This is a genomic window from Streptomyces sp. IBSNAI002 (assembly GCF_052244475.1).
Lineage (GTDB): Bacteria > Actinomycetota > Actinomycetes > Streptomycetales > Streptomycetaceae > Streptomyces.
In genome coordinates this window covers 7,350,636-7,376,824 of the sequence record NZ_JBQPXG010000002.1, presented here as the reverse complement: position 1 = coordinate 7,376,824, position 26,189 = coordinate 7,350,636, and the positions used below count along the sequence as shown (strand labels likewise).

General features: G+C 74.1%; 22 protein-coding genes. 10 read left to right on the top strand and 12 right to left on the bottom strand.

Annotated features, from left to right (window positions below; translation table 11 throughout):
• The first annotated feature begins 1 nt into the window (after window position 1).
• The gene (locus ACTVZO_RS34365) at window positions 2-175 is read left to right on the top strand and encodes a thiazolylpeptide-type bacteriocin (protein WP_007268044.1); all 174 of its coding nucleotides are present in this window, start codon (window positions 2-4) and stop codon (window positions 173-175) included.
• A 76-nt stretch (window positions 176-251) separates the two neighbouring features.
• Here the strand turns inward: ACTVZO_RS34365 and ACTVZO_RS34360 are convergent, their stop codons facing one another.
• The 11 genes from ACTVZO_RS34360 to ACTVZO_RS34310 form a co-directional block, all read right to left on the bottom strand.
• Window positions 252-2,189, bottom strand: a complete 1,938-nt coding sequence (locus tag ACTVZO_RS34360) for a TOMM precursor leader peptide-binding protein (protein WP_443302042.1) — start codon at window positions 2,187-2,189, stop codon at window positions 252-254.
• Window positions 2,186-2,941, bottom strand: a complete 756-nt coding sequence (locus ACTVZO_RS34355; RefSeq protein WP_443302041.1) for an ABC transporter permease — start codon at window positions 2,939-2,941, stop codon at window positions 2,186-2,188. Before ACTVZO_RS34355 ends, ACTVZO_RS34360 begins: the two co-directional genes overlap by 4 nt.
• The gene (locus ACTVZO_RS34350) at window positions 2,938-3,906 is read right to left on the bottom strand and encodes an ABC transporter ATP-binding protein (protein WP_443302040.1); all 969 of its coding nucleotides are present in this window, start codon (window positions 3,904-3,906) and stop codon (window positions 2,938-2,940) included. The genes ACTVZO_RS34355 and ACTVZO_RS34350 overlap by 4 nt, the downstream gene beginning before the upstream one ends.
• Window positions 3,907-3,989: 83 nt before the next feature.
• Window positions 3,990-5,114 carry a peptidase M50 gene (locus ACTVZO_RS34345; protein ID WP_443302039.1) on the bottom strand — a complete coding sequence of 375 codons (1,125 nt, stop codon included), beginning with the start codon at window positions 5,112-5,114 and terminating at the stop codon, window positions 3,990-3,992.
• Window positions 5,111-6,184, bottom strand: coding sequence for a lantibiotic dehydratase C-terminal domain-containing protein (locus tag ACTVZO_RS34340; protein WP_443303360.1), 1,074 nt, complete (start codon window positions 6,182-6,184; stop codon window positions 5,111-5,113). Before ACTVZO_RS34340 ends, ACTVZO_RS34345 begins: the two co-directional genes overlap by 4 nt.
• A complete protein-coding gene (locus ACTVZO_RS34335; RefSeq protein ID WP_443302038.1) occupies window positions 6,181-8,967 on the bottom strand; it encodes a lantibiotic dehydratase in 2,787 nt (928 codons plus the stop codon). The genes ACTVZO_RS34340 and ACTVZO_RS34335 overlap by 4 nt, the downstream gene beginning before the upstream one ends.
• Window positions 8,968-8,979: 12 nt before the next feature.
• Window positions 8,980-10,569, bottom strand: coding sequence for a SagB family peptide dehydrogenase (locus ACTVZO_RS34330; RefSeq protein WP_443302037.1), 1,590 nt, complete (start codon window positions 10,567-10,569; stop codon window positions 8,980-8,982).
• Between the two features lie 41 nt (window positions 10,570-10,610).
• Window positions 10,611-12,575, bottom strand: coding sequence for a TOMM precursor leader peptide-binding protein (locus tag ACTVZO_RS34325; RefSeq protein WP_443302036.1), 1,965 nt, complete (start codon window positions 12,573-12,575; stop codon window positions 10,611-10,613).
• The gene (locus ACTVZO_RS34320; protein ID WP_443302035.1) at window positions 12,565-14,850 is read right to left on the bottom strand and encodes a TOMM precursor leader peptide-binding protein; all 2,286 of its coding nucleotides are present in this window, start codon (window positions 14,848-14,850) and stop codon (window positions 12,565-12,567) included. Before ACTVZO_RS34320 ends, ACTVZO_RS34325 begins: the two co-directional genes overlap by 11 nt.
• A gap of 98 nt (window positions 14,851-14,948) precedes the next feature.
• Window positions 14,949-16,697 carry a BTAD domain-containing putative transcriptional regulator gene (locus tag ACTVZO_RS34315; protein ID WP_443302034.1) on the bottom strand — a complete coding sequence of 583 codons (1,749 nt, stop codon included), beginning with the start codon at window positions 16,695-16,697 and terminating at the stop codon, window positions 14,949-14,951.
• 406 nt (window positions 16,698-17,103) lie between these two features.
• Window positions 17,104-17,355, bottom strand: a complete 252-nt coding sequence (locus tag ACTVZO_RS34310) for a hypothetical protein (protein WP_443302033.1) — start codon at window positions 17,353-17,355, stop codon at window positions 17,104-17,106.
• A 58-nt stretch (window positions 17,356-17,413) separates the two neighbouring features.
• Here ACTVZO_RS34310 and ACTVZO_RS34305 point away from each other — a divergent pair, with 58 nt between their 5' ends.
• From ACTVZO_RS34305 to ACTVZO_RS34275, 7 genes are all read left to right on the top strand, one after another.
• Window positions 17,414-18,583 carry an alpha/beta hydrolase family protein gene (locus ACTVZO_RS34305; RefSeq protein WP_443302032.1) on the top strand — a complete coding sequence of 390 codons (1,170 nt, stop codon included), beginning with the start codon at window positions 17,414-17,416 and terminating at the stop codon, window positions 18,581-18,583.
• A 33-nt stretch (window positions 18,584-18,616) separates the two neighbouring features.
• A complete protein-coding gene (locus tag ACTVZO_RS34300; RefSeq protein ID WP_443302031.1) occupies window positions 18,617-19,483 on the top strand; it encodes a class I SAM-dependent methyltransferase in 867 nt (288 codons plus the stop codon).
• Between the two features lie 64 nt (window positions 19,484-19,547).
• Window positions 19,548-20,195, top strand: a complete 648-nt coding sequence (locus ACTVZO_RS34295; protein WP_443302030.1) for a hypothetical protein — start codon at window positions 19,548-19,550, stop codon at window positions 20,193-20,195.
• A 181-nt stretch (window positions 20,196-20,376) separates the two neighbouring features.
• A complete protein-coding gene (locus ACTVZO_RS34290; RefSeq protein ID WP_443302029.1) occupies window positions 20,377-21,012 on the top strand; it encodes an isochorismatase family protein in 636 nt (211 codons plus the stop codon).
• The gene (argB, locus tag ACTVZO_RS34285; RefSeq protein WP_443302028.1) at window positions 21,012-21,884 is read left to right on the top strand and encodes an acetylglutamate kinase; all 873 of its coding nucleotides are present in this window, start codon (window positions 21,012-21,014) and stop codon (window positions 21,882-21,884) included. The genes ACTVZO_RS34290 and argB overlap by 1 nt, the downstream gene beginning before the upstream one ends.
• A 144-nt stretch (window positions 21,885-22,028) precedes the next feature.
• A complete protein-coding gene (locus ACTVZO_RS34280) occupies window positions 22,029-23,423 on the top strand; it encodes a lysine N(6)-hydroxylase/L-ornithine N(5)-oxygenase family protein (RefSeq protein WP_443302027.1) in 1,395 nt (464 codons plus the stop codon).
• A gap of 76 nt (window positions 23,424-23,499) precedes the next feature.
• Window positions 23,500-23,709, top strand: coding sequence for an MbtH family protein (locus tag ACTVZO_RS34275; RefSeq protein WP_443302026.1), 210 nt, complete (start codon window positions 23,500-23,502; stop codon window positions 23,707-23,709).
• 82 nt (window positions 23,710-23,791) lie between these two features.
• Here ACTVZO_RS34275 and ACTVZO_RS34270 read toward each other — a convergent pair whose 3' ends face one another.
• Window positions 23,792-24,292, bottom strand: a complete 501-nt coding sequence (locus tag ACTVZO_RS34270; RefSeq protein WP_443302025.1) for a GNAT family N-acetyltransferase — start codon at window positions 24,290-24,292, stop codon at window positions 23,792-23,794.
• Window positions 24,293-24,483: 191 nt separating this feature from the next.
• Between ACTVZO_RS34270 and ACTVZO_RS34265 the strand changes: the two genes are divergently transcribed.
• The gene (locus tag ACTVZO_RS34265) at window positions 24,484-24,723 is read left to right on the top strand and encodes a phosphopantetheine-binding protein (RefSeq protein WP_443302024.1); all 240 of its coding nucleotides are present in this window, start codon (window positions 24,484-24,486) and stop codon (window positions 24,721-24,723) included.
• Between the two features lie 39 nt (window positions 24,724-24,762).
• Window positions 24,763-26,106 carry an enterobactin transporter EntS gene (entS, locus tag ACTVZO_RS34260; RefSeq protein ID WP_443302023.1) on the top strand — a complete coding sequence of 448 codons (1,344 nt, stop codon included), beginning with the start codon at window positions 24,763-24,765 and terminating at the stop codon, window positions 26,104-26,106.
• The last annotated feature ends 83 nt before the right edge of the window (window positions 26,107-26,189 follow it).

The window sequence follows — 26,189 nt, the reverse complement described above, 5'->3', positions numbered from 1 at the left end:
CATGGAGAAGTCGCCTCTCGCCTCGCTCGCGGACGAGATCCTGGAGCTCGAGTCCGAGACCTTCGAGATCTCCGACTACTCGGACGCCAGCGAGGTCGTGCTCGCCGGTTCCACGAGCTGCAGCTCCACCTCGACCTGCTCCTCCACCACCAGCACCACCTCCTGCTCCGCCTGACCCGTCAGAGCGCGCGGACACCGATGCCCCGGCCCTCGCCCGTGCGAGGACCGGGGCATCCGGCCGTGTGCGGTGCCTACGGGAACGGGTGCGGGACCATGCGGATGCCGTCGGCGGTGAGGTCGGCCTCGCGCAGTCCCGCCCGTCGCGGCGCGGTCCGCAGCCGGGGCAGGCGGGGGGCGCGCTGCCGGGACCAGCCGAAGTCGATCGGCAGCAGGCCCGGCACCACCGCGCAGACCGTGCGCAGCCCGATCCGCCGCTGCTCCGGGGTGGTCTGGTCGACGACGATCACATCGTGCCCGGCGCGCGTCAGCTCATCGACACAGCACCGCAGATCGTCCCGCAGGTCGCCGGTGCGCGGGCGCCCGTGCTCGGTCCAGGAGCGGTAGACGTCGGCCATCGCGCGCACGGCCGTCGGCTCCCGGTAGGACCGCACGTGCTCGGCCATCGCCGGCAGCCCGTACAGCTGGGCGTGGTCCTTCAGGTGCCGGACGCGGCCGAAGTCCGCCGCCATCGCCTCCAGTTCGCCGCGCCGCTCTTCGACCTGGCGGGGCAGGTGCGGTATGTAGGTGAGAACCTCCGACAGCGCCGCCTCTACGGCCCGCGCCGGGTCGAGTGCGGCCCCGGCGCCGAAGGAGAAGAGCCCCGGGCCGCCGTCGCGCCGTACCGCGAGCCCGGTCACCACGGGCACCGCCAGGTCGATACGGTTGTCGAAGGCGTGTACGTCGTACCCCTGGAGCGCCGCCCGGTCGGCCATGGTGCGCACCGCCGTTCCCGGCACCGTCGACAAGTCGATCTCGGTGAGCGGCAGTCCCGCGTACCAGGCGATCAGGAACGCGTCGCGCTCGACGAGTTCGAGGAGCGCGCCGAGCAGTGCCTCTTCGAGGCAGCTGCCGATGGCGCAGCCGTTGGAGCACTCGAAGACGAAGTTGTCGGCGGCGAGCCCGGCGCTGTAGTAGACGAGCCGGGCCGGGACCAGGACGGGCCGGTCGTCGCGCAGCGAGTGCCCGTACACCCATGGGATGGGCCGGTCCGGGTCGAAGGGGGACACGAGCGGGTCGTCGCGGTAGGTCTCGGGGGCGTAGAACCCGCACGCGGCGGGGTCCAGTGCCCGCTCGCCGAGCTCCGCGTACGAGGCGGTCAGCGGCGCGTTGCCGGTGCGGCTGTGGGTTCCGGCGTACCGCTCCAGCCCCTCCAGGTGGGCGAGGTCGCGGCTGGCGGCGAAGCTGTTGGCCTGCCCGCTCCACGTGACGTCCGTCAGTCCCGCGTACCCGCGCATGAAGACGCTTCCGGCGACCGGGGCGGTGGTCGGCGAGGTGACGTTGAGCCAGGTGCCGCCGCCGAGCACCCCGGTCACCGGATTGGCCAGCGCCGTGTAGGGCATCGGGTACGAGGACGCGGCCCGCAGCCGCTGCGCACCGGGGTCGGGCTTGGGCCGGGACTCGGGTGCGAAGGGCCGCGGCGTGTCGGTGCCCCGCGGGCCGCAGTCCGGGCAGAGCGGGTCGGCCAGCAGCGGATACGTCCGGATCCGCAGCGTCTCCAGGTCCAGCCGGGACACCTGGGGCAGTGCCCGGTCGGCCTCGGTTCCGGCGGGGGCGGTGACCCGGCCGCCGTGGACGGCCTCGTGCAGCGCGTACACGGCGTCGTGGGCGTACGGGGACAGCCGCGGCCACTCGGGCCCGGTGGGCGTGCCCGGTCCGCCGCCGGTCTCCAGCGCGTCGCGCTCGCTGCGGCTGCGCAGCCGCTGCCGGCGCATGGCCAGGCACTGGCCGCAGGCCGGCGCCGTGCCGTCGCCGCCCCACGGGCCGATGAGCACCTCCCGGGCGGTGAGGTGCACCGTGGCGCCGGGCCGGACCGCCGCGAACGGGTCGGCGGAGCGCGGCCCGAGGGCGTCGTGCACGCCGAGGGTCACCACGGCGGCGCCGAGCGGATCCAGGGCCCGGGCGAGGCCTCGCCGGGCCGTCTCCAGGGGCGTCCCGTCGGGGGCGAGGGGGCGCGGCGGGGTCGTGGTCATGTCCGGTTGCTCCAGCGGAAGGTCTTCAGGCCGATCGCGCCGAAGAGGAGGGCGAAGCCGAGCAGCGCCGCGCAGCCGGTCCAGATGGCGGCGAGGGATCCGCTGCCGGTCAGGGCGCCGGTCGCGGCGTCGTTCAGGTACCGCAGGGGCAGCACCCGGGAGACCGACTGGAGCCACGACGGCATCATGTCCAGCGGGAGGAACGAGCCGGACAGGAACGCCATGGGCACCATAAGGCAGTTGGCGATGGCGGCGACGGCCTCGGGGGTGTTGGCGTAGGTGCCGACGATCACGCCGATGGCGAGGAACGCGGTGATGCCGAGTACGAGGGCGGGCAGCACCAGCGGCCAGCGTCCGTCCAGGACCAGGCCGAAGCCGGGCAGCATCGCCACCGCGACGAACACCGCCGCCTGCACCACGCCGATGGCCAGGGCCAGTACGTACCGGGAGGCGAGCACGGTCGTCAGCGGGGTCGGCGTCAGCCGGATCAGCCGCAGCAGGTCGTCGCGCCGCCACTGCATGAGCGTGAACGCGATTCCGAACACGGCCGCGTTGGCGACGCCCCACGACATGACGCCGGGCGCGATGTACGAGATGTAGGGGCGGCCGCTCTCCTCCACGTCCTGCCCGCTGAAGATCAGGCCGAAGACGATCAGGAAGAGCAGCGGGAAGGCGAACGTGAAGAAGAGGGTGGCCTTGTCCCGGACCTGCGCCCGGTAGCCGGCGGCGGTCAGGGCCGTGTATGCGCTCATGCCTGGTACTCCGTCTGCGTGGTGGGGCCGGCCTGGGGGCCGGGGTGTGCGGCGCCGGTGAGTTCGAGATAGACGTCCTCCAGGGTGGCCGTCCGGGTCATCACCCCGTCCAGCCCGGTGAGGGCGTCCACGGCCTGGAGCACCTTGCCGGGCACGGCGGTCTCCAGCACCAGCGAGCCGCCCTGGAGCGTGGCCCGGTCCACACCGGGCAGCGCAGCGGCCTCCTCGACGCCGAGCCGGCCCTCCGGCAGCAGCAGCCGGGCGGGCGCGCCGGCGGCGGTGACCAGCCGGTGCGGAGAGTCCAGGGCGGCCACCCTGCCGCCGACGAGGATCGCGACGCGGTCGCAGAGCGCCTCGGCCTCGTCGAGGTGGTGGGTGGTGTAGACGATGGTGCGGCCCTCGCTCTTGAGGGCGCGCAGCACCTCCCACAGGTCGCGGCGGGCCTGCGGGTCCAGGGCGGCGGTCGGCTCGTCCAGGAAGATCAGCTCGGGGCTGTGGACGAGGGCGGAGGCGATGGCCAGGCGCTGGCGCTGACCGCCGGAGAGGTTCTCGACCAGGACGTCGCGCTGCTCGGTCAGGCCGACGCTCTCCAGCGTGCGGTCCGCGGCCGCCGGGTCGCAGCGGTACAGGCCCGCGACCGTCACGAGGTGCTCGCGCGCGCTCTGCCGTACGAAGAACGCCGAAGCCTGGGTCTGCACGCCCATCCGGGGCAGCAGTGCGGTGTTGCGCGGCCAGGGGCTCTGGCCGAGGACGCGGACGGTGCCCCCGTCGGCCTGCCGCAGCCCCTCCATGATCTCGATGAGGGTGGTCTTGCCGGCGCCGTTGGGGCCGAGCAGTCCGAAGAACTCGCCGCGGTGCACGTCGAGGGAGACCCCGTCCACCGCCCGGCGGTCGCCATAGCGTTTGCGCACGTCCTGAACGGCGATGGCCGGGGCGTCGGGCGGCTGGGTGCTGTCAGTTGTCATGGGTCGTGCGTCCCTCTGTGTCTGTCGTGCCTGTCTTCGGACTGGGCGTCTCGCCGGTCCTGCGGGTGGTGCGGGTCGTGGGGTCAGGTGGTGGCGGCGTACCAGACGGCTCCGGCGAGGCCGGCCGTCAGCAGCAGGACGAGTACGGCGGAGCCGACGCCGTATCCGAGGTAGAGCCGTCGGGCCCGCGGCGGGTACGCGGCGGCGGCCTTCCGGTCGCGCATCCGCAGCCTCAGGTACCCCGAACTGGCGGGTGCCAGCCGTGTCACGCGCAGGCCGTGGCCGAGCATGGTGTACCCGTCGAGCGGGGGCAGCGGGAGCAGGTTGACGAGCGCCTGCGCGCTCCCGAGGAGCAGCAGCGCGGCGAGTACCCGCCGGGTGGGGTCGCCCTCGGGCAGCGCCGCCCACCAGCCGAAGAACGGCAGCAGGAACAGCAGGTTGGCGAAGGCGCCCGCGGCGGCGACGGCGAGCTGCTGCCGACGCCGCTCCAGGAAGCGGTAGTTGTCGACGGTGCAGTACATGATGGCGACGGGCAGCCGCCACCGCAGCCCGATCTCCCCGACCGTTCCGCCGACATGGCGGGCCGCGATGCCGTGCGCGAACTCGTGCAGGGCCGTGCTCAGCCACAGCAGCGTGGCGACCGCCATCAGGGGGGCCGGCCGGCGCAGCAGCCATCCGAAGGCGTCCGCGAGTTCGGTCAGGGACGCGGCGAGCACCGCCTCCATGGCCAGGCAGACCAGGAGCAGCGCCCCGAGCACCACGGGGTGCAGCAGCGGGCGCAGCGCGCGGTGCAGCCGGGCCGTGGTGGCGTCGGCGTCCGCGACCAGGCGCAGCGTGCCGCGGGCCAGGGTGCCGTCCAGCGGCCGGCCGCGCGGCGCGGGCGCGGACGGCGGCGGGCCGCCGGCGAGCAGCCGGCGGCTGCCGAGCAGGGCCAGCAGCTGCTGCCAGTTGCCCTCGCCGAGCCGCCGCCCGAAGGCGTGCGCGTACTCGGTGCCGATGTCCGCCAGGCTGCGGGAGCCGTCGAGTCGGGAGACGAGGAAGAACTCCTTGGGCCCGATCTCGAACGACGCTCCGGACACCGGGTCCTTGACCAGGTGGACGGTCGCCGGCCCGTCGAGCAGCGGCGCGGACAGCAGGACCTCCGGCCGCAGGGCGGGCCGGTGGCCGAGCAGCCCGGCCGGACCCGGCGCGGGAGGGGAGCCGGTCACGGGCCGACCGCCGCGCCCCCGGCCGGGACCTCGCCCTCGCGCAGAACCCGGCCCAGCAGATGGGCCAGGTACGCCTCGTCGCGGATGGTGACGTGGAGCCGGTTGTTGGTCATGTGCATGTACGGGGAGAGCAGCAGGGGCAGGGCCTCGGCGGGGTCCGTGACCCGCTCGTCGCGGGTGCCGTCCCAGGAGCGGAAGACCAGGTCCCCGGCGGCGGCGAGCGTCTCGGCGCGCCCGCGCAGCTCCCGGCAGTGCTCCGCCCACCCGGCGAGGAAGGCCGGGAGCCGGCCGGTCTCCCCGGAGGCGAGCGCCTCGCGTACGGCGGCGAAGCGGCGGCCGAGTCCCGGTGCGGTCTGCCCGTAGGTCCGGTCGTACTCCTCGGACCCGATGAATCCGGTGCCGGGAAAGGCCCGGTGCCAGAAGTCGTAGTACCGGTCGAGATATCCGGCGAGTTCCTCGCGCTCGGGAAGGAAGACGCCCGCCATGACCATCATCAGCTGGGCGGAGGTGCCCAGCAGCACGGTCCGCAGGTGCAGGTTCATGCGGTGCAGGGCGTCGATGACGAGATCGCTGGAGCGGGCAAAATGCCATTCGGCGAGTTCCACGCCCGCCGGGCCGCCGTACTTTCCGTATTCGGGTTCGTACGGTTCCCGGGAATACGAATTGTTCGGCCGCAGGTTCATCCGGCCGTCGGGGCCCATGAAGGCGGCCCGGTCGCCCTCGGGGAACTCTATGTCGAAGAGCGTGTTGTAGAACTCGTTGAGGAATCCGGAATCGACCTCGTACAGGGCCGGGCGGGCCTTGAGGAACGCGGCGACGGCCTCCTCGGCGCGGCGCCGCACCTCGGGCCCGGCCCCGGGCGTGGCCGGGCGCAGCCGCAGCCGTACGTGCGGGCCCTCCAGCCAGTAGTTGATGAAGAAGTGCCCGGCGAGCAGCCCGTCGGCGGTGAGCCCGGCGATCAGCGGCCGGACGCACTGCACCAGCAGGGGCTGCGGGTTGGCCGCGTAGAAGACGTGCAGGGCCTGCCAGTCTCCGCGGGTCCGGTCCGGTGCGCCGGTGGACGGGGTCATCTCGGACATCGGGTGCCGCCTTCCTGGTCTTCCTGGTCTGGAACGGTCGTGGTGAAGGTCTCGACGGCCAGTTCGGCGACGTGCGCGCCGCGCGCCGAGTGCACGTGCAGGCCGCCGGGGTCGGGGAGCATCTCGCGGAAGACGACGCGGTGCGCCGGATCGCGCAGCAGCGTCTCGAACGCCGCGAGCGACAGGAGGCTCGCGAAGTCGACGTACTGCGGTTTGGCCCCGGCGGCCGAGCGGCCCGCCGAAACGGTCGCGAACACCTGCTCCGGCAGGCCGTGGGCGCTCCGCCAGCGCTGCCAGTCGAGGAAGTGCCCGGCCTCCTGGGCCCCCCGGACGGGCAGGCGGCCCGCGGTGGTGGTCCAGCTGCGGCGGCTGAGCACGACGTCGCCGTGGACCACCCGGGGCCGCGTCGTGACGTGGTCGCGCGCCTCGCCCTCGGGTACCCCCGCCCACACGTCGAGCGGCGACATCGACGACGGGGACAGCAGCAGGAGCGTGCGCGGGATCGCGGGCAGCGCGAGCGGCACCAGGTAGCCGAGGTAGACGGGGATCACCTCGCAGCCCAGCCGGTGCGAGCGCAGGGTCACCCGCCCGGTCCGGGGCACGTGTTCGGCGTACAGGTCGTCCAGGTGCAGCCTGCGGTCCGGCGGGAGCGTGCCGCTCTCGCCGGGGCAGACGATCTCGTAGTCCGTCAGCCGCCCGTGCAGGTTGAGGTTGGTGGTGACCGGTCCGCCGGTGACCTCCGCGAAGACCGCGCCCGGCGGGCTCACCCGGCCCGCCGTGGCCCGCAGTTCCCCGGAGAGGCCGGCGTCCGGCCCGTCGTAGACGTGCGTGAAGCGGCTGAAGGGGAAGGACAGCCCGCCGTACGAGCGGTTCAGCACGGTCAGGGGGCGGCCGTCGGCGGCATCGCGGGCGAACTGGAGGTGGTGGCAGCGCGGTGCGAAGTCCGTTGCCACGGGGCCGAGTTCGGCTGCCACCGCGGCCAGGTCGGGCTCGTCGAGGCGCAGGAGGGCCGGACCGGCGTCCGGGGCCCCGCCCGCCTCGTACGCCGTCCAGGCCTGCCGCATCCGCCCGATGAAGGCGCGGCGCGCCGCGTCCACGGCCCGGATGCCCGGCAGGCCCAGCCAGTTCTCCTCCGGCACGTACTCGCCGCGCTCGTCGAAGGGCTTGCGCCGGGCGGTGAACGACAGGTACTGGTCGAAGAAGTCCTCGTGGAAGTCGTGCACCAGCCCCAGCAGGTCCTCGCAGCGGCCGCCGGCGCCGTACCGCGCGGTGAAGAACCCCTCGAAGGTGATCCGCTGGGTCAGCGTGAGGTCGAAGGCGGGCAGGATCCGCTCGACCGAGCGCAGCGCCGTCCAGTCCCCCGGCGGACAGGGCAGCTCGCGGCCCGCGCTCACGTCCTCGTACAGCAGGGTCTGCGGCAGGGCCGCGTCCGGTGCGCCGAGCTCCTCCTGGGCCCGGTGCAGTCCGGTGCGCAGCACGCGCAGCAGCCCGGCGCGTTCCGCGTGGCCCGCCTCCGGGTAGCCGGCCAGGGCCGCGGCGGGTGCGTCGAGCAGGGCGGCGAGCCGGTGGGCCCAGGGCCGCTCGAGCAGGGCCAGCGACTGCTGGAACGACCGCAGCGGGTCCGTGCTGTGCACCTCGGTGTCCAGGCAGGGCACGCGCACCATGCCGAGCTGGAGGAGGGCGGAGACGTACGCCTCGCAGTCGGCGGGGTCGGCCGCGTGCTCGGTGGCCAGCCAGTCGGCCAGCTCGCGGTGGCGCAGCTCGGGCCGTTCGGCGAACAGGGCGAGGATGCGGTCGAGGGTGCCGCTGCGGCGCAGGAAGAACAGCCGGTCCTTGACCGCGTCGAAGGTGACGGCGGCCGCGTCGTCGCCGGCGGTGACCGAACGGCGGACGTAGCGGATCCGGTCCTCCTCGTGACCCCAGCCCGAGGCGAGGCGCAACGGCAGGTCCCGGCGGCGCACGGGGTCGGCCAGGATCAGCTCCGCGAGCCGGGCCAGGACCACGACGTTGAGCCGTACGTGGCTGCTCCAGACGTCGGCCACGCGCATCGCGCCGGCCGCTGCGCCTTCGGCACGGTCGGCGCGGTCGGCGCCCTCTGCACCGTCGGCGCCGTCGGTGAAGCGGCCGGTCGCGACGCCGGTGAAGGTGCTGAACGGGCTCGTCTTGCACGCCGTGCGGTACACGTACGACAGGACCGACCGCTCGGCCTTGCGGGCCCGCCCGTTGGGTACGCCCGCGGTGCGCGCGTAGCCGTCGAGCTGTCCTTCGAGGACCGGAGAGGCCAGCAGCAGGCCGAGCCGCAGCCGGTCGTCGGCCACCAGTTCCCGCAGGGCGGCCCGGTTGCGTGCCAGGTCCGCGGTGAGCAGCGCCGGGCCCTCGGCCAGCAGTTTGTCCAGCAGCCGGCGCCGGTGCAGCCAGCCGGCCAGTTGCTCGGCGGCGTCCTCGTCCACGGCGGCGACGGCCTCGACGGCCGTCTCCGTCGAGGCGTCCGGCCGGCCCGGCAGACGGCCGTTGTGGATCTGGCGGCGCAGCCGCAGCAGTGCGCGGCGCTGGGCCGCGCCCGGGCCGTCCGGAGCCGGGTCGGTGGCGCCGACGGCGGTGTGGAGCACGTCGCCCAGCCGTTCGGCGCCCTCGTGCAGTCCCGCCTCGGCGGTGAGCACGTCCCGGGCCCAGCGGCGGGTGTCCGCGGCGCGCAGATCGTCGACGGCGGACAGCGGGAGTCCCGCGACCCGCAGCATGAAGCGGTCGCCCGCGTGCCACTCGGTGGTGTTCATCGTCCGCTCCCTTCAGGCTGTTTCGTGGCGGAAGTCGGCCGGCCGCGGGCGCTCGCGGCCCAGCAGCATGATCAGCAGGGCTGCCTCGTCGCTCCCGGCCAGTCCCAGCTCCTCGGCGTACGAGATGTTGTCGAAGCCGAGCGCCACGCCGGCGCCCAGGCCGAGGGCCGCGGCCGTGGTGTAGAAGGTCTGCGCGACGGCGCCGATGGTGCCGCCGACGAGGCGGTAGCCGCGGTCGCCCACGGCGTCGAGCACCGCGGTGGTGCGGACGGTCGGGACGAGCACCGCGCCGGCCTGCTCCAGGTTGTAGTTGGAGAGGAAGTAGTTGCGCTGGAGGAAGGGGCCGGGCGGGCCCGGTTTCACCGGGCGCAGGGTGTGTGCGGCCGGGTCGTAGGCGTACGCGCCGGGGGCGACGCCCTCGACGTGGTTGACGAAGGCGTACAGCGCGGTGAGCGGCGGGCCGCCCGGGCGCTCGGCCTCCGTGCCGTAGCCGGTGGCCGCACAGTCGGCGAGCGCGGCGGCGAGCTCCCCGGCGGTGACCGGGCGGGAGGCGTCGAACCGGCCGAAACTGCTGCGGCGTTCGCGCAGGGCCCGCCCGGCCGTGACGGGCGGCGCGGGCGGCTCCGGGAGCGGCAGCGGATCGGCGCCCCGGGGCGGGAACGCGGCGGCGGTGTCCAGCGCGCCGGGTGCCGGGCGGTCGGCGGCCCGGCCGGCGGTGGCCTCGTGGATGCGCAGCAGCGTCTCGAAGACGAGGACCCGGCGGGAGCGTTCGACGTCCCGGTGCCGGACGGCGGCGGCATCCGGGGCGGCGGCGTGCGCGGCGGCGGCGTCGTCGGTCCCGCTGTCCCCGGGCGCCGGCGCGCCCTCCCAGGTCAGCGGCACGACGGCGAAGACGCCCTCCTCCTCGGGGGCCACGCCCAGCAGCCGGGCCAGGCGGTCCTCGTCGAACCACAGCACCGGGTCGATCCGCAGCCCGTACTGCGCCGCCCACAGGCGCCAGGTCTGCACGAGTGCGCCCACGTCCATGCTCACGGCGTGGAAGGAGAAGCTGTTGTACTTGAAGGCGTTCTGCCAGTACTTGACGCTGAGGACGAGGTACTGGGTGGCCCGCGCCGCCTCACCCGCCGCGGCGCCGAGGGCCTCGCGGACCTGCCCGGTGACGTCTCCCGTGAGCAGGCGTCGCAGTCCGTGCTGGTGCGGCGCGTAGTGGTAGAGACCGGGTGTCAGGGGCCCGCCCGGCCCGGCCGCCCAGTGGACGGCCACCGGGTAGAGCCCGCCGCCGGAGGCGGTGCCCCGCGACCAGTTCGCGTGCGTGTAGTGCGGCAGCGCGGCCAGGTCGGTGTTGGCCTGGACCGCGAGACGCCGTCCGGTCAGCCCGTACGAGTCCAGGAGCATCCCGGACAGCAGCGGCAGGGTGAATCCCGGCGCGGGCCGCCCCGGCAGCCCGCCCGGCGGAGCCGCCGGCAGCGGGAGCGTCTCGGCGGCCGGGTGGAACTTGGCCTTGCGGGGCCGGTCGGCCCAGTCGGGCACGAAGTCGACGGGCTCCATCGGCACCCGGCCGCGGTGCATGATCTCGTGGGCGTAGACATGGGCGTAGCCCATGGGTCCTCCTGCGTTCGGGTGGGACGCCGGTGGCGGCGGGGTCAGGGGAAGGGGTGAGGGGCCTGGTTCAGGTCGCCGGGCTCCAGCTCGCGCTCGCGCAGCCCGGCGGCGTACAGGGCCGTCCGCATGCGCGGCATGCCGAGGGCCCGCTGCCGGGTCCATCCGAAGTCGATGGGGAGCAGCCCGGGGACCAGCACGCTGACGGTGTGCAGGCCGAGGGCCCGCTGCTCGGGCATGGTCTGGTCCACGACCACGACGTCGAAGCCCTGCTCCGTCACCGCCGCCACGCACCGCTCCAGATCGGTGCGCACGTCCTCGGACGCGGTCGCGCCCCGCCCGTCGGGCCAGCGCAGTTCGGCCACGGTGCGCGGGAGCTGGTGGCCGGGCCTGCGCAGCAGGAAGTCCGCGTGCCGGCCCATCTCCGGGATCCCGTACACGAGCGGATGGTCGTGCAGCGCCGTGACCAGGCCGAAGTCTGCGGCCATCGCGCGCAGTCGGGCCTCGTCGCGCTCGGTGCGCCCGGGCAGGTTGACGGCGTCCGTGGCGATCTCGCAGAGCGCCGAGTCCAGGGCCGACTCCGGGTCGAGGCCGGCTCCCGCACCGAAGCACATCCGGCCGGGGCCGCCGTCGAAGCGCTCGGCCACCGCCGTCACGACGGGGATCGGGAAGGTGATGCGGGTGTCGAAGAACCTGGCCCGGTAGCCGTACATCGCCAGCCGGTCGACCATCGCGCGGGTCGACGGCCGGGCGCTGCTCGCCGGGTCGATCTCGGGCAGCGGCTGGCGCCCGTACCAGCTGAGCAGGAAGGCGTCGCGTTCGACGACCTCCATCAGACCGAAGTACACGGCCTCGGCCTGACTCCCCCCGGATGCGCAGCCGTTGGAGCTCTCCTGCACGAACCGGTTCTCGAGTTCCGGCGCGTGATAGTACGTCAGGATCTCCGGTACCAGGCGGGGCGCCCGGTCGCGCAGCGACCAGCCCCACACCCAGGCGATCTCCCGGTCCGGGTCGAAGGGGCGCACGCGCGGGTTCTCCCGGTGGAAGGCCTCGCTGTACAGGCCGACCTCGCGCGGGTCGACGGCGTCGGCGCCGAACTGCTTCAGGGAACCGGTGACGTTCGTGGTCCGGGCCCGGGCCCGCATCCCGGCGTAGCGCTCCAGCCCCTCCAGCACCCCCACCCGCGCACTGCGCGCGAAGGAGTCCGTGTGGCCGCCCCAGAACGTCTCGCGCAGGTACTCGCCCGAACGCATCGAGAAGCAGCCGATGGTGGCCGAGGTCGAGGTGGAGGAGACGTCCTGGACCAGGGAGGGCCCCAGCGCCCCGCACAGCGGGTTCGCGAAGGCCGCCACGTCGATCGCGTACGACTCGACGGGGCGGGTGCGGAAGACCCCGGGCCGGTACTTCGGCGCCGGCGCGAGCTCGAGTCCGGCTCCTGCCGCGGTGTCCCGGCCCGGGGCGCCGCACACCGGGCACTCGGGGTCGGGGACCAGCGGATACGTACGGACGGAGCCCGTCCGCAGGTCCAGCAGCCGGACTTCGGGGAAGGCGCCGCCGGGCACCGGGACGTCGCGCACCGGGGCGCCGGCGGGCCGGGGCTCCCGGGCCGCTGTGATCAGGGCCGCCAGCGCCTCGGCGGCGAAGGCGTGGGCGTACGGCCAGGAGCCCGCGGCCCGCGTACCGCCGCCGAGTTCCAGGGCGTCCCGGAGCGCGACCGACCGCACCGCCTGCCAGCGCCGTTCCAGACACCGGGCGCAGCCGCCGGGCGGCCCCACGACCGCCTGGTGGCCGTACAGGTGCACGGGCACGGCCGAGCCGTCGCCGGTGCCGGGCGCGGGCGCGGGACGCGTGAAGGCGTCGGCGGACCCGAGGGCCGACAGCGTCACCCGGGGCCCTCCGAGAGCCCCGAGGGCGCGGTCCAGCAGTGCGGTGAAGCGGGCCGCCGCGTCCGCTCCGAGCGCGGCGGCGACCTCGGGACCTGCCGTCAGCGAAGCGGTTTCAGTGGTCATCGCCCGGCTCCAGGGCGGTGGTGAGCAGCACTCTGGCGGTGTGCAGCCCGGCCGAGGCCAGGTCCGCGGACCCGGTCGGGACGAGGTACGCGTCACGGCCCGCCGACCGCAGCCGCTCCAGCACCTCGGGCCAGCCGACGGCGGCCGGGGGCGCGTCCTCGGGCCCGGACGGGGCGGGTGCGGCATCGGGGGACACCGTGAACGTGCGGGCGTCGAGGTCCGGCAGCAGGGGATCGCCCGTGTCGGCCGGTCCGCCGGTGGCGGCGTCGTCCTGCTCGTACTGCACGGCGCCCAGCAGGTCGCGCAGCGCGTCCGCCGTCGCCGTCCGCCGGTCCAGGCCCGCGCCCACGGCCCAGCGCTCCCCCGCCCGGGCGAGCAGCACCTGCACTCCGGACCGCGCGCCCTCGCCGAGGTCGAGCAGCTCGACGGCGAGCCCGAGGCGCTCCGCCGACCGTACGAGGAACACGAGTTCGGCGTCGCCCGTCCCCGCCGTCCCGTCCGTCCCGTCCGTCCCGTCCGTCCCGTCCGTCAGCGGTACGGCAGTGGCCGGGGTCCCGCGCACCGCACGCAGCAGGGCGTCGTGGGCGAGGGCGGACAGCAGGCCCGCGGCAGCCGCGTCGGCGGGCGAGGGGCCGGCGCCGGAGCCCGCGCGGGTGCGCTCGAAGAGCCGGTCGCCGTTGTGCGGGCCGAAGGGGCGGACGGCGCCCGCGGGCACCAGCGCGGGCTCCTTCGTGACGAGCGAGACGGCCTGCTGCCAGCCCGCGGCCGTGCCCGGCAGACCGGAGGCGACGGTCAGCGAGCCCTCCGCGACCGCATCCGCGCCCCGGGCGGCGACACCCCGCGCGGGGACCACGTGCTCGGCGTAGACCAGGGCCGCGGCGTCCAGTGCCCGCATCCGCGCCCCGGCGACGTGGTGGACGTCGAAGGCCGCGATCGCGCGGGGGCCCGGGTGGCCGGTGCCGAGTTCGACCACGCTCAGCTTGAGGGGGATCTGGGTGAGCGGCTCGTCCGCGTAGCGCGTGAAGACACCGGTGTACGGACGGACGAGCGCGGAGCGCCGGTTCAGCTCCTCCACGAGGGCGTCCGCTTCGCGGGCGGTCTCCAGGGTGGGCAGCGCGGGCGCGCCGGACGTGCCCGCCGCGGAGAGGTCCACGGGCGCCGGCTGTTCCCGCGCCTCCTCCTCGCCCGGGGCGCAGAACGGGCACCGCGGGTGCGCGAGCAGCGGCTCCGCCGTGACGTCCAGCGAGGCCATGTCCTGCACGATCACCTGGCCCGCGGTCTCGGCGGGCAGGGAGCGCGAGGCCGTGCGGAAGACCTCGTACCCCAGGAGGTTGCCGATCATCGCGGCCAGCGGCCGCCCGGGCTCGGGGCCGGCCGCCGGAGGGCTGCCGGGCAGGGCGAGCGCGCTCCACAGCTCGGCCGCGGGCGCGGTGTCCCGGCCGGCGGCCGCACCGAGGCGGAGGGCGGCGCAGGCCCAGCAGCCGGGGGTGCCGTGCGTCATCAGGGGACCGGTCACGGCGTCGGATCCGTAGGTCCAGGCGGGCAGCAGGGTGCGGCCGTCCGGGATCCCGGCGCGCAGCAGCGGCAGCAGCCGGGCGGGGGCGCCGCGGCCGCCGGTGACGACCACGAGGTCGTAGCCGTCCAGGTCGGACCAGGAGGGCTCCCGGCCGGCGGGCGAGGGCAGGACGCGCAGCTCGACCGGGCAGCCGTCGGCGACGGCTTCCGCGGCCTCCGCTTCGAGATCCGGGGTACCGGGGGCGGCGCCGGTGCCTGTGGTCACGCCGATGGCCGCGCAGCCGTTGCGTATGAGGCTCGACGCGCACCAGCGGGCCACGTCGTCCTCGCCGAGTACGGCCACCCGGGTCTCCCGGAAGCGCAGGAACCGTGCCTCCGCGTCGTCGGAGTAGTGGTCGGCGTAGGCGATCTGCGGGGCGTAGCGGCGGGCCACGTCCGGAGCGGGCGCCGGCTGCTCTCCGGCGGACCCGTCGGGGTCGGTGACGGGACGCGCGAAGTCCCGTTCGTACAGGGTCCGGACGAGTTCGCCGACCATCGTCCGCTGTGCTTCGCCGAGGCCGCGGCACAGCTCGGCGACCGTGTGCTCGCCGGTGAGGTGGGGGACGATCACCGTGGCGAACCGGTACGCGGACTTGGCCGTGAGGCGGAAGCCGCCGTCCGCGTTGTGGAACAGCACGCCGTCCGGCGTCTCGGTGAACAGCACGTCCCTGCGGATCCGGGGACGGGTCGCGGCAACGGCTTGGTAGCTGGCGTGAGCCATGGGAACACCCCTGGGTGCGGTCTGGGCGGGATCGGGGAGGAAGCCTGGAGCGGGGAGGGGAGCGGAATGAGGGGGACGGGTGAGGCAGGTGGGTCGGGTCAGTGCGGTGCGGCCGCGGCGGCCGTCGCGTGCGTCCGGACATGCCAACGCGCGTAGATGCGGAGGAAGTCGTGGAGGCGGTAAGGACCGGGCGGCCCGTCCTCCAACAACCCCGATTCCACCAGCTGTTCGAGAATCGATTCGCTCTCCTGCGCCGACAGGTCCTCGTCCGCCGCGTGCGCGCCCAGCCGCAGGAACGCCGCCCGCAGCTCCGCGGGCAGTGCGTCGAGCGCCCGCCCCAGCACGTCGGGCACCGAGAGCCGGGCCTCCTCCGCGAGGGCGAGGCGCGCGGGGGGATCCTCCGCGAGCCAGGCCGCGCAGTCCGCGACCGACAGGCCGGGCCGGGTCAGCAGCCGTCCCGCGGCGATCCGCAGTGCGAGCGGGAAGTGCCCGCATACGGAGGCCAGCTCCCGGGCGGCGGCCGGTTCGGCCGCGATCCGCTCGGTGCCCACGAGCCCGGCGAGCAGCGCGTACGCCTCGGCGGACCGCAGTACGTCGAGCCGGTGCACGGCGCCGCCGTGCGTGGCGACGACCGCGGCCAGGCCGCGTCTGCTGGTGACGAGGACGGAGGCGTCCTCAGCCGCGGGCAGCAGCGGCAGCACCTGCCAGGCGCCGGCCGCACCGTCCAGGACGATCAGCCGCCGGTCCGCGCCGGGCTCCGGCAGCAGCCCGGCCGCCTCCTCGACGCCGACCGCGGTCCCGTCAGGCCGGGCCAGCTGGAGGGTGAACACCCCGCCGGGGAAGGAGTCCTGCACCTCGTGGGCGGTCTGGCGGGCCAGTGCCGACTTCCCGATGCCCGGCGCCCCCGAGACGACGACCAGGCGCGGCCCGTCGGCGGAGGTCAGCCGTGCGGCCATGGCCCTGCGGTCGCCCTCGCGCCCGGCGAAGGCGGGAACGGGCAGGACCGCGCGGGCCGGCCGGGCCGGGGCCGCGGCGCCGGGAGGCAGCGCGGGGACCTCGCCGGCGGTCGCGGCCCGCGAGGTCACGGCCCGCGCGGCCGGCGCCCGCGGCGTGGCTTCGGGCGGGGCGGGTGCCAGGTCCTCGGCCCGCAGGATGGCCAGTTCCAGACGGCGCAGTCCCGGGCCCGGGTCGATGCCCAGCTCGTCGCGCAGCCGGTCGCGTACGGTGCGGTATTCGGCGAGCGCCTCGGCCTGCCGCCCGGTGCGGTAGAGCGCCTCGATGAGCTGCTCGGTAAAGCGTTCGCGCACCGGGTGCCGGCGGGCGCTCTCGTACAGGTCGACCAGGACCTGATGGCAGTTCCCGGCGGCCAGTTCGAGGTCGCAGACCCGTTCCAGCACGCGCAGCCGCTCCTGTTCGAGGGCGGGCACCGCGTCCTGCTGGAGCATGCGCGAGGCCACGTTGGCGAGGGGCTGCCCCTGCCAGAGCGACAGGGCCTCCCGGAGCCGGTACAGCTCCTCCCCCGGGCCGGCCGCCGTCCCGGCCTGGGCCGTGAGCGTCCGGAAGAGCACGAGGTCGAGGGTCTCGGTGTCGTTGTGCATCCGGTATCCGCCGGGAACGGCCTCGATGGTGGTCGCCGATATTCCGTACTTCGCGAAAAGCCGGCGCAGCCGCAGGACACACGTCTGCAGTGCCGCGCGGGCCGTGGCGGGCGGTTCCTCGTCCCATACGGCGCGCAGCAGGTAGGCGGTCGACACCACGGTGCCGGGATGGAGCAGAAGTGCGGCGAGAAGACTGGTCGGCTTGGACGGTTTGAGAACGACGGTTTCAGGGCCGTGCGCAATGCTCAAGGGCCCCAGAAGCTGGAACCGGATGACTGATCCCCCGTGTCGGGACACCCATTCCCCCTGTAGGGAGCGTGGCGGGGGCGATGGTCTCCCGGTTCCGCGGGGCCCGTCACACGCCGGAAATAGTCCGGACCAAGCCCGCATTGCCGTTCCGCCCCCGTTGGGCGGTGAATAACTGGAACACTACATAACGGATCTTGTGGAAGTCGAGCCAGAGGATGCCCGATTTAACGCCCGTCGGCTTTTTCTCGCTCCTCCGTAACCTGGACGCTTCGAGGAGTTACCGCTGGTCCGTCAAAACCGTTCACCTGTAAACGAATTACGGCGCGGCGCCATCCAAGCACGATGTCGTGATCCAATTAAGGTATATATTCCGCCACTGATATGGCCGGTCCTCGCCCCCGGAGCCTCACTCCAGCCGGCGGGCCTCGGCCCCGCTCACCGGCCCGCCCGCCCGGACGCCGTGCAGGACGTGGGCGAGCACGAGCTCCGGTGCGAGCGCGGCGAGCGCCTCGGTGTCCAGCGTGTAGAGCGGGGGGCCCGCATGCGCGGCCCCGCCCACGGCCTCGGAGATCTCCCGGCCGCCGAGCTCCTCCGCGGCGAACTCCGCCCTCGTGACGACGGGTACGGAGGCGACCGCCCTCCGGGGGCACCCGTCCAACTCGACGACATCCCATGGAACTTAGGTAAGCCTTGCCTAAATAATCTAGGGTGTCAGCATGAAGAAGATCATCCGCGTGCTGGCGGCCGTGGCGGCCGGCCTGGCCCTCGCCGTACCCGGCGCGCTTCCGGCCCCCGCCCTGGCCTCGACCGCTCCACCGGGCCCGGCCCGACTCGAACTGCCCCGCCCCACCGGCGACTTCCCGGTCGGACGCGACACCCTCCACCTGGTGGACCGGGAACGCAAGGATCCGTGGATACCCACGGCCGACCGGGAGTTACTGCTGTCGCTGTACTACCCGGCGCTCGCCCGCACCGGAATCCCCGCCCCCTATATGGCCGTTCCCGAGGCCAAGGCGCTGCTGACCGACCGGGGCGAACTCGGCCGGTACGTCACCCCCGAGCAGGTCGCGGCCACCCGCACGCACGCGCGCCAGGACGCATGGCCCCGGCCCTCGGCGCACCGCTACCCGCTGATCGTGCTCTCGCCCGGATTCACCCTGCCGCGCGCCTCGCTGAGCACCCTGGCGGAGGAACTCGCCTCCCGGGGGTACGTCGTGGCCGCGGTGGACCACGCGTACGAGTCCGACGGCACCGTCTTCCCCGGCGGGCGGATCCTCGGCTGCACGGCCTGCGAGCAGGTGTTCCCCGACGGGTCGCTGCACCGGGTCTCCGAAGGCCGGGCCCGTGACGCCTCCTTCCTGCTGGACCGGCTCACCGGCCCGCGCGCCGCGTGGCGGTACTCCTGGCTGATCGACTCCCGGCGCATCGGCATGGCCGGCCACTCCATCGGCGGCGCGGCGGCCTCGGCCACGATGGAGGCGGATCCGCGCGTGGACGCCGGGGTCAACATGGACGGCACCTTCTTCACCCCGATCCCCCGAAGCGGCCTCGGCGGACGGCCGTTCCTGATGCTCGCCGGCGATCCGGCCCTCCTGCCGCCCGACTTCCCCGACACCTCGTGGGAGGACAACTGGCCCCGGCTGGACGGCTGGAAGCGCTGGCTGACCGTCACGGGAGCCGGGCATCCCGCCTTCACCGACTGGCCGGTGCTCGGCGACCAGGCGGGCTACGCGCACCCGGAGACGCCCCTGTCGGGCACCCGTTCCCAGCAGATCACACGGGCGTACGCCGGCGACTTCTTCGACCTGCACCTGCGCGGACTGCCGGCGCCGCGGCTGGACGGCCCGGCGGCGGCCGACCCGGAAGTCGTCTTCCACCGCGGCTGAGTCCGCGCCGACCGAAACCAGGAGCCCACGCACATGTCGACACCTTCCGAGGGCGGCTCCGCCGCCCATGGCCTGAGCGGTGTGGCCATGACCCTGCTGACCCCCCTCTACGGCCGGGCCCACGCCGCCGAACTCCTCCCGGGAACCGCGTTCCGCGACCCGGCGGCCGCCGCCGTACTGGCCTCGACCGGATACCGTCCGTCCGAGGTGCTGACCGACCGGGGCAACGCGGTCGGCTCGGTCCACCGGGCCATCGTCTTCGACGAGTTGACCGCGGCGTTCTGCCGGGCGCACCCCGATGCGGTGGTCGTCTCGGCGGGCATCGGGCTCGACACCCGCGCCGAGCAGCTCGCCGCGGCGCTGCCCCCTTCCGTCACCTGGCTCGGCGTCGACCTGCCCGACGTGGTGGAGCTGCGGGCCGGGCTGCTGCCGCGGGACCGCGCCCGGGTGTTCCCCGCCTCGATCACCGAGCCCGGCTGGGCGGAGCGGCTCCTGCCCCTCGTCGGGGAACGGCGCGACGTACTGGTCCTGGCCGAGGGCGTCCTGATGTACCTTGACCCCGCCGGCCTGCGGGACTTCCTCGCCTCCTGCCGCTCCGCCTTCCCCGCCGCCGAGCTGGTGGCGGACTACTTCCACCCGAGGGTGGCGCTCAGCGGACGGCACCCCATCACCAAGGCGACGGGGGCGCGGTTCCGCTCCGGCGTCCGGGGCGGCCGCGGACTCGCCGCGGCGGCACCCGGCTGGGAATGGCTCGGCGACCACCGGGTGATGGAGCGCATCGGCATCGGCCACCGGGCGGCCGCGGGCCTGTTCCGGCTGCTGACCCTCGGCGCTCCGGCCTACGCGGTGGCCCGGCTGCGAGCCACCGGGCAGACCGGCCGCACGGACGGCCGGGACTGAGGCACATATCTCCCCATCCGGCCCATTCTTAGGTTAGGCTTACCTAATAGTGGGGGGTGTGGGGATGCAGGACAAAGCACGGCACCAAGCACAACAGGACGAGTGGGCCGACGGGGTACTGGCCTGGATGAGCTCCCAGGAGGAGGTCGACCAGGCATTGCGCGAAGCGTTGCGCCGCTCGCCCAGCCAGCGCGAGGAGACGCTCGCCCGGATGGCGGACGCCCTCCGCGGGGCGGCCCAGGGACTGACCATCCCCGGGTGCGCGGCCGCGGCGGGCGTCCCCGAGCGCACCTTGCGCGAGTGGCTCGACATCGACGCCAGCTTCGCCGGCGCGCTCCGCGCCGCGCACGCACTGGCCGAGGCACACGGCCTGAGACCGGGGTCGGCGCCGACTCCCGCCGCACTGCAACTCATCCTGAACGCGATCCGCAAGGGCGCCACCGGGCCGGCCGCGGCGAGCCTCGTCGGGATCTCCATCCGCGGGTTCAACCGCCTGCGCACCGAGGTCCCGCCCGTGGCGGCCCTGATCGCGGCGGCCCAGCGGGCCCGTACGGCCAGGGCCGGCGCGGGCCGGCGGCGCAGACGCCTCGGCGCCACGGCCCGCCGCACCGAGTACCGGATCGTGCAGCTCGACGATCCCATCCTGTCCCCGTGCAGCCAACCGGACGATTCCGCTGGCGGGTTGGGCGAAAACACCGCGCGCCGCGACTGAGCAGGCGATCATCGTGAATGCCGGATCCGACGGACCGCGCCACACCCTCGAACGGACTACTTAGGTTAGGCTAAGCTAAGTAACACGTGAGGGGGTGGAGCATCCTCCGGCCCTCGTCGTGCTTCGCGCGCCCGTTCACCACCGGTGCCCTTCGAAGCGCCGGTACCGAGGAGATCCAGCCGTGGGCCCTGCGACCATCGACCCCTACCCCATGCCGACCCAGAACGCCGTGCCGCGGTCCGCGGCTCCGTGGTCCGTCGACCCCGACCGGGCCGCCCTGCTCATCCACGACATGCAGAACCACCTGCTCCATCCCTTCCCCCGCGGCCTCCCGCCCCTCGTGGACCTGATCGGCAACATCTCCGCGCTGCGCCGCGCCGCACGACGGCTGGACCTCCCGGTCGTCTTCAGCACGGAGCCGCCGGCCGAGCGCCCCGAACAGCGGGGCCTCGCGGCCGAGATGGACACCGAGCGGACCGCACCGGACCGCGACGTGTCGATCACCGGGGAGCTGACCCCCCGCCGGGGCGAGCACGTCATCACCAACGTGCGGCACAACGCCTTCCTGCGCAGCCACCTGGAGCGCATCCTGCGCACCACCGGCCGCGACCAGCTGATCCTGTGCGGGGTGTTCGCCCACTCGGGCGTCCTGCTCACCGCGGCGGACGCCTTCATGAACGACATCCAGCCATTCGTGGTCGCCGACGCGGTGGCCGACACCTCAGCGGAAGAGCACGCGCTCGCCCTGCGCTGGACGGCCGCCCGCGGCGCCGTCGTACGCACCACCGCGACCCTCATCGACGAACTGGAAGCCTGATGACAGCAGCCCTGCCGTGGCTGGAGCGGTTCCAAGGCCGCACGGTCGTGGTCAAGTTCGGCGGCAACGCCATGGTCAGCGAAGAACTCAAGGCGGCCTTCGCCCAGGACGTGGTCTCCCTGCTGCGCGCGGGCCTGCGGCCGGTCGTCGTGCACGGCGGCGGCCCGCAGATCAGCGCGATGCTCGAACGGCTCACCCTGGAGGTCCGGTTCGCCGCCGGACTGCGGGTGACCACCCCCGAGGTCATGCAGGTCGTCCGGATGGTGCTGGCCGGCCAGGTCCAACGGGACATCGTCGGACTCATCAACCACCACGGCGCCTTCGCCGTGGGGATGACCGGCGAGGACGCGCGCACCCTGTCCGCCGTCCGCCGGCCGGCCGTCGTGGACGGCACGGAGGTGGACATCGGCCTGGTCGGTGACGTGGTCCACGTCGATCCCGGCACCGTGCGGGGCCTGTTGGACCGGGGGCGCATCCCGGTGGTCTCCCCCATCGCCCGGGGAGCGCACGACACGAACGTCTACAACGTCAACGCGGACCTCGCCGCCGCCGCCCTCGCCGAGGCGCTGGACGCGGAGAAACTCGTGATGCTCACCGACGTCGCCGGCCTCTACGCGGACTGGCCGCACAGCACGCGGATCATCGACCGTCTCACGGCCTGCGAGCTGGAGAAACTGATGCCCTCGATGGCGGGCGGCATGGCGCCCAAAATGGAGGGCTGCCTGCGTGCGGTGCGCTCCGGGGTCCGGATGGCACACGTACTGGACGGCAGGATTCCGCACGCCCTGGTGCGGGACGTCTTCACCGACGCGCGCACCGGCACCACGGTGGTGCCGGACGGTCCGCCGGGGCCGGAACACCTCCTCCCCTGAACACGCGTACCCAACCTCCGCGACGGCGCTGCGGATTGATCTTGCGTCAGGCCATCTCGGGTCCAACTTGACAGTCTCCGAACTGTCGGAGATGTTAGGCCAGCCTTACCTAACCAAAAAGGGTAGGACTGAGGAAGGATGGGCATGTCCGCACCGCACGCGAGCTCCACACCCGGGGACGCTCTCCCGGACAGCAGGGACCTGGTCGGCATCGGCTTCGGGCCGGCCAACCTCGCCCTGGCGATAGCGATCCGGGAGCACAACGGCCGACGAGCCTCCGGCGAGGAGATCCGGGCCTCCTTCATCGAGCGCCAGGAGGACTTCGGCTGGCACCAGGGCATGCTCCTCGAAGGGGCCACCATGCAGGTGTCCTTCCTGAAGGACCTGGTGACGATGCGCAATCCGGGAAGCCCCTTCAGCTTCCTGCACTACCTGCAGGAGCGGGACCGGCTGGCCGATTTCATCAACCAGAAGACCTTTTTCCCCACCCGCCTCGAATTCCACGACTACTTCCGCTGGTGCGCCGCCTCCTTCACCGGGCAGGTCGACTACGGCACCGAGGCCGTCGAGGTGCGGCCGGCCGGCTCCGGGGACGACGCGGACCACCTGGACGTCATCACCCGGCCGGCGTCCGGGGCCGGGCCGCGGCGCGTCACCCGCACCCGCAACCTCGTCCTCGGGACCGGGCTGCGCCCCCACGTCCCGGACGGGATCAGCACCGGCCCGCGCATCTGGCACAACCGCGACCTGCTGCACCGCGCCCCGGGACTGACCGACCGCCCGCACCGCCGCTTCGTCGTCGTCGGCGCCGGACAGTCGGCCGCGGAGACCGCCGACCACCTGCACCGCACGTTCCCGGACGCCGAGGTCTGCGCGGTGTTCACCCGCTACGGGTACAGCCCCGCCGACGACTCCCCGTTCGCCAACCGGATCTTCGACCCGGCCGCCGTGGACGAGTTCTACCAGGCTCCTGAGGAGGTCAAGCAGCAGCTGATCGGATACCACGCCAACACGAACTACGCGGTGGTGGACGGCGATCTGATCGAGCACCTGTACCGGACCGTCTACCAGGAGAAGGTCGCGGGCACCGAACGGCTGCGCGTCCTGAACACCACCGCCCTCACCTCCGTGGAGGAACTCCCCGACGGGGCCCGGGCCGTGGTGCGCTCCCTCACCACGGGAGAGACACAGACCCTCGACTGCGACGCGGTGGTACTGGCCACCGGCTATCGCCCCACGGACCCGGCGGAGCTGCTCGGAGACCTGGCCGGCGAGTGCCTCACGGACGGGCAGGGGCGGCTGCGCGTCGGCCGCGACCACCGGGTGGAGACCACCGGCCGCGTCCGGGCCGGCATCTACGTCCAGGGCGCCGCCGCCGAGCACACCCACGGCATCACCGCCTCCCTGCTGTCCACGCTCGCCGTGCGCTCGGGGGAGATCTGCGACTCCCTGCTGCTGCGCGTCGCCGAGCGCGAGGTACGGAGCACCCTGGCGGCCGAGGCGGCGGCCGCCGCGGACGGCGTCCCCGCCCACCGCTGACCCCCTCCACCCCGCCCCACCCCGCCCACCCCACCCCCGCACCGACCGGCCCGGTCACCACCCGAGGAGAGACTCCATGGCCACCACCAACCCCTTCGAGGACGACGACGCCCGCTACTTCGTCCTCGTGAACGCCGAGAACCAGCACTCGCTCTGGCCCGCCTTCGCGGAGGTCCCCGCGGGCTGGACCGTGGTGCACGGCGAGGACAGCCGTCAGGGCTGCGCCGCGTACACGGACACCCACTGGACCGACATGCGGCCGGCCAGCCTCGCCGCCAGGGGCTGACCGGCGGCACCCGGCCGTACACGCGGGGCCGGGCCGGAGCATCAGCTCCGGCCCGGCCCCGGTCGTGTGCGGACCGTACGGTTCAGAGCCGGCGCGAGAGCACCTCGGAGCCGCGGGCGGGGTCCAGCGCCGCCGCCCAGGCGGCGGGCGCACGTCCCGGGCCGGCCGGCGCGAAGCCGTGCCGCCGGAACAGGGCCGCGCCGCCGACGGTCGCGGTGAAGACCTCCCGCACCGAGCGGCCCCTCGCCTCGGCGAAGGCGGCACGCAGCAGCGTGGCGCCCAGGCCCTGCCCCTGGCTTCTCCGGTCGACGCAGAAGTTGTAGAGCACGGCGGCCCCGCCCCCCTCGTCGCTGAGGGCGAGACAGCCCCGCACCGGGGACCGGCCGCGGCCGGTCACGAGGATGAACTCCCGGGCGTGCGCCCGGTAGTGGTCGATGCTGCGGGGCCTGAGGGCACCGGAGCGGACGAAGGCCAGGGAGAGCGCGTGGAGGGCCGGGGCGTCCTGGGGGCGGGCCCTGCGGACCAGCGGCGCGGGGTCGTCCGCGCCGTGGACCGGCGGACGGGGCGTGGCGGCAGTAATCACAAAATTAGGTTAGCCTTCCCTAAGTTGACCTGCAATCCAGACCCTGCGCCCAACGCATGGCGAACCAGGGTCAGTTGACCGAAGCAGGCGCCGGGCACCCATGACGCCCGGCTTGACGCGCACCCTTCCAGCTAGTTAGGTAAGGCTTACCTAAAAAGCCGAGGGTGGCCGACCCCAAGGAGAGTCGCTCCATGCCCGCATCCCCGCCGTTCACGCTCGACCGCCTGGTCCGCGACGTCGCCGACGTGCTCTACACCGAGCCCTCCGACGTCTCCCTGGAGGAGGACCTCCTGGACCAGGGCCTCGACTCGATCCGGCTGATGTCACTCGTCGAGAAATGGCGGGCCGAAGGCGCCCGGATCACCTTCGTGGACCTCGCCGAACGGCCCACCCTGCGCCAGTGGGCCGATCTGCTCACCGTCGCACCCTGACCCCCTCCTCCCCCGCACCTGCCCGCCCCGGAGCCCTCCGTGCCCTTGCGTGACTTCGTCATAGACATCGAACCCCTGCGCACCAGCCGCGACTTCCGCGCGATCTTCATCGCCCGCGTGGTGTCGCTGTTCGGCCTCGGCATGGCGACGGTGGCCCTGTCCGCCCAGGTGTACGGACTGACGCGCTCGAGCTTCGACGTCGCCGTCGCCAGCACGATCATGAGCGTCACCGTGCTGCTCGGTTCGCTCTGGGGCGGCGTGATGGCCGACCGGACCGACCGCAGGCGCCTGATCGTGTGCGCCCGCGGCGCCGCCGCGCTCGCCTTCGCCGGCCTCGCCGTGAACGCGATGCTCCCCGAGCCGACCCTGTGGGGCATCTACCTGTGCGTCGCGTGGGACGGCCTGGCCACGGGCGTCAGCGTGACGGCCCTGATGGCCGTCGCCCCCACGCTCGTACGCCCCGACCAACTCCCCGCCGCGGGCGCGCTGATCTCGCTCACCGGCGAGATCGGCTCCATCAGCGCCCCCTTCCTCGGCGGCGTCCTCCTCGCCCTGTGGGGTCCGGGCCCGGTCTTCGCCTTCACCGCCGTCACCACGGCCGTCACCACCCTCCTGATCGCCCGGATCAGGCCGCTGCCGCCGGGCAAGGACCACGGGGACGAAAACGGGCAGGAGGACGAGGACGGCACGGACGGCGCCGCCGACAACGGATCGCTGCTCGTCGCCTTCCGGTACGCCCTGCGCCACCGCGTCGTCGGCGGACTGCTCCTGCTCGGCGGGGTCATGGCCCTGTTCAACGTGCCGGTCGTGCTGTTCCCCGAGATGGTGGACCGTCAGTTCCACGGCAGCGAGGTCATGCTCGGCCTCCTGTACACCGCCCCGGCGGTCGGCGCGGTCGCCGTCTCGGCCACCAGCGGCTGGCTGACTCGGGCCGCCCGGCCCGGCCGGCTCCTGCTCGGCGCCGCCCTCGTCGGCGGTCTGGCCACCGCGGGCTTCGGACTCAGCGGCCACGTCTGGGTCGCCTTCGTCCTGCTCGCCGTGTGCGGGGCCGCCGGAACCGTGTACGAGATCCTCGAGTACGCCCTCGTCCAGCACAACACCCCGGACCGGCTGCGCGGCCGCATCGTCAGCGTCATCACCACACAAGGCACCACCGGCGGCGTCGTCGGCGACGTCGAAGTCGCCGCCCTCGCCCGCTGGTTCAGCCCCGGCGGGGCCGCCGTCGTCAACGGCGCGGTGTGCGCCGTGGCCGCCCTGGCCGTGGCCGTGACCGTACCGGGCCTGCGCAAGGCCGCCCTCCCCCGCGAGGAACGCGACGACGAGGGCCCCGGCCCGGCCCCCGCCGACCTGACCCCCGCGGTCCCCCCGGCCCCCGCGGCCTAGTTCCGTGCCCGGGGCGGCCCCGGACCCGGCCCCGCCGCCCCGCGCAGCCGCACCCGGCCTGCCCGCAGGCCCCCGCACTCCGT

Coding starts and splice junctions, on each gene's coding strand:
- ACTVZO_RS34365 (WP_007268044.1), top strand. CDS start 2: ATGGAGAAGTCGCCTCTCGCCTCGCTCGCGGACGAGATCCTGGAGCTC.
- ACTVZO_RS34360 (WP_443302042.1), bottom strand. CDS start 2,189: ATGACCACGACCCCGCCGCGCCCCCTCGCCCCCGACGGGACGCCCCTG.
- ACTVZO_RS34355 (WP_443302041.1), bottom strand. CDS start 2,941: ATGAGCGCATACACGGCCCTGACCGCCGCCGGCTACCGGGCGCAGGTC.
- ACTVZO_RS34350 (WP_443302040.1), bottom strand. CDS start 3,906: ATGACAACTGACAGCACCCAGCCGCCCGACGCCCCGGCCATCGCCGTT.
- ACTVZO_RS34340 (WP_443303360.1), bottom strand. CDS start 6,184: ATGACCCCGTCCACCGGCGCACCGGACCGGACCCGCGGAGACTGGCAG.
- ACTVZO_RS34335 (WP_443302038.1), bottom strand. CDS start 8,967: ATGAACACCACCGAGTGGCACGCGGGCGACCGCTTCATGCTGCGGGTC.
- ACTVZO_RS34330 (WP_443302037.1), bottom strand. CDS start 10,569: ATGGGCTACGCCCATGTCTACGCCCACGAGATCATGCACCGCGGCCGG.
- ACTVZO_RS34325 (WP_443302036.1), bottom strand. CDS start 12,575: ATGACCACTGAAACCGCTTCGCTGACGGCAGGTCCCGAGGTCGCCGCC.
- ACTVZO_RS34320 (WP_443302035.1), bottom strand. CDS start 14,850: ATGGCTCACGCCAGCTACCAAGCCGTTGCCGCGACCCGTCCCCGGATC.
- ACTVZO_RS34305 (WP_443302032.1), top strand. CDS start 17,414: ATGAAGAAGATCATCCGCGTGCTGGCGGCCGTGGCGGCCGGCCTGGCC.
- ACTVZO_RS34300 (WP_443302031.1), top strand. CDS start 18,617: ATGTCGACACCTTCCGAGGGCGGCTCCGCCGCCCATGGCCTGAGCGGT.
- ACTVZO_RS34295 (WP_443302030.1), top strand. CDS start 19,548: ATGCAGGACAAAGCACGGCACCAAGCACAACAGGACGAGTGGGCCGAC.
- argB (WP_443302028.1), top strand. CDS start 21,012: ATGACAGCAGCCCTGCCGTGGCTGGAGCGGTTCCAAGGCCGCACGGTC.
- ACTVZO_RS34280 (WP_443302027.1), top strand. CDS start 22,029: ATGTCCGCACCGCACGCGAGCTCCACACCCGGGGACGCTCTCCCGGAC.
- ACTVZO_RS34275 (WP_443302026.1), top strand. CDS start 23,500: ATGGCCACCACCAACCCCTTCGAGGACGACGACGCCCGCTACTTCGTC.
- ACTVZO_RS34265 (WP_443302024.1), top strand. CDS start 24,484: ATGCCCGCATCCCCGCCGTTCACGCTCGACCGCCTGGTCCGCGACGTC.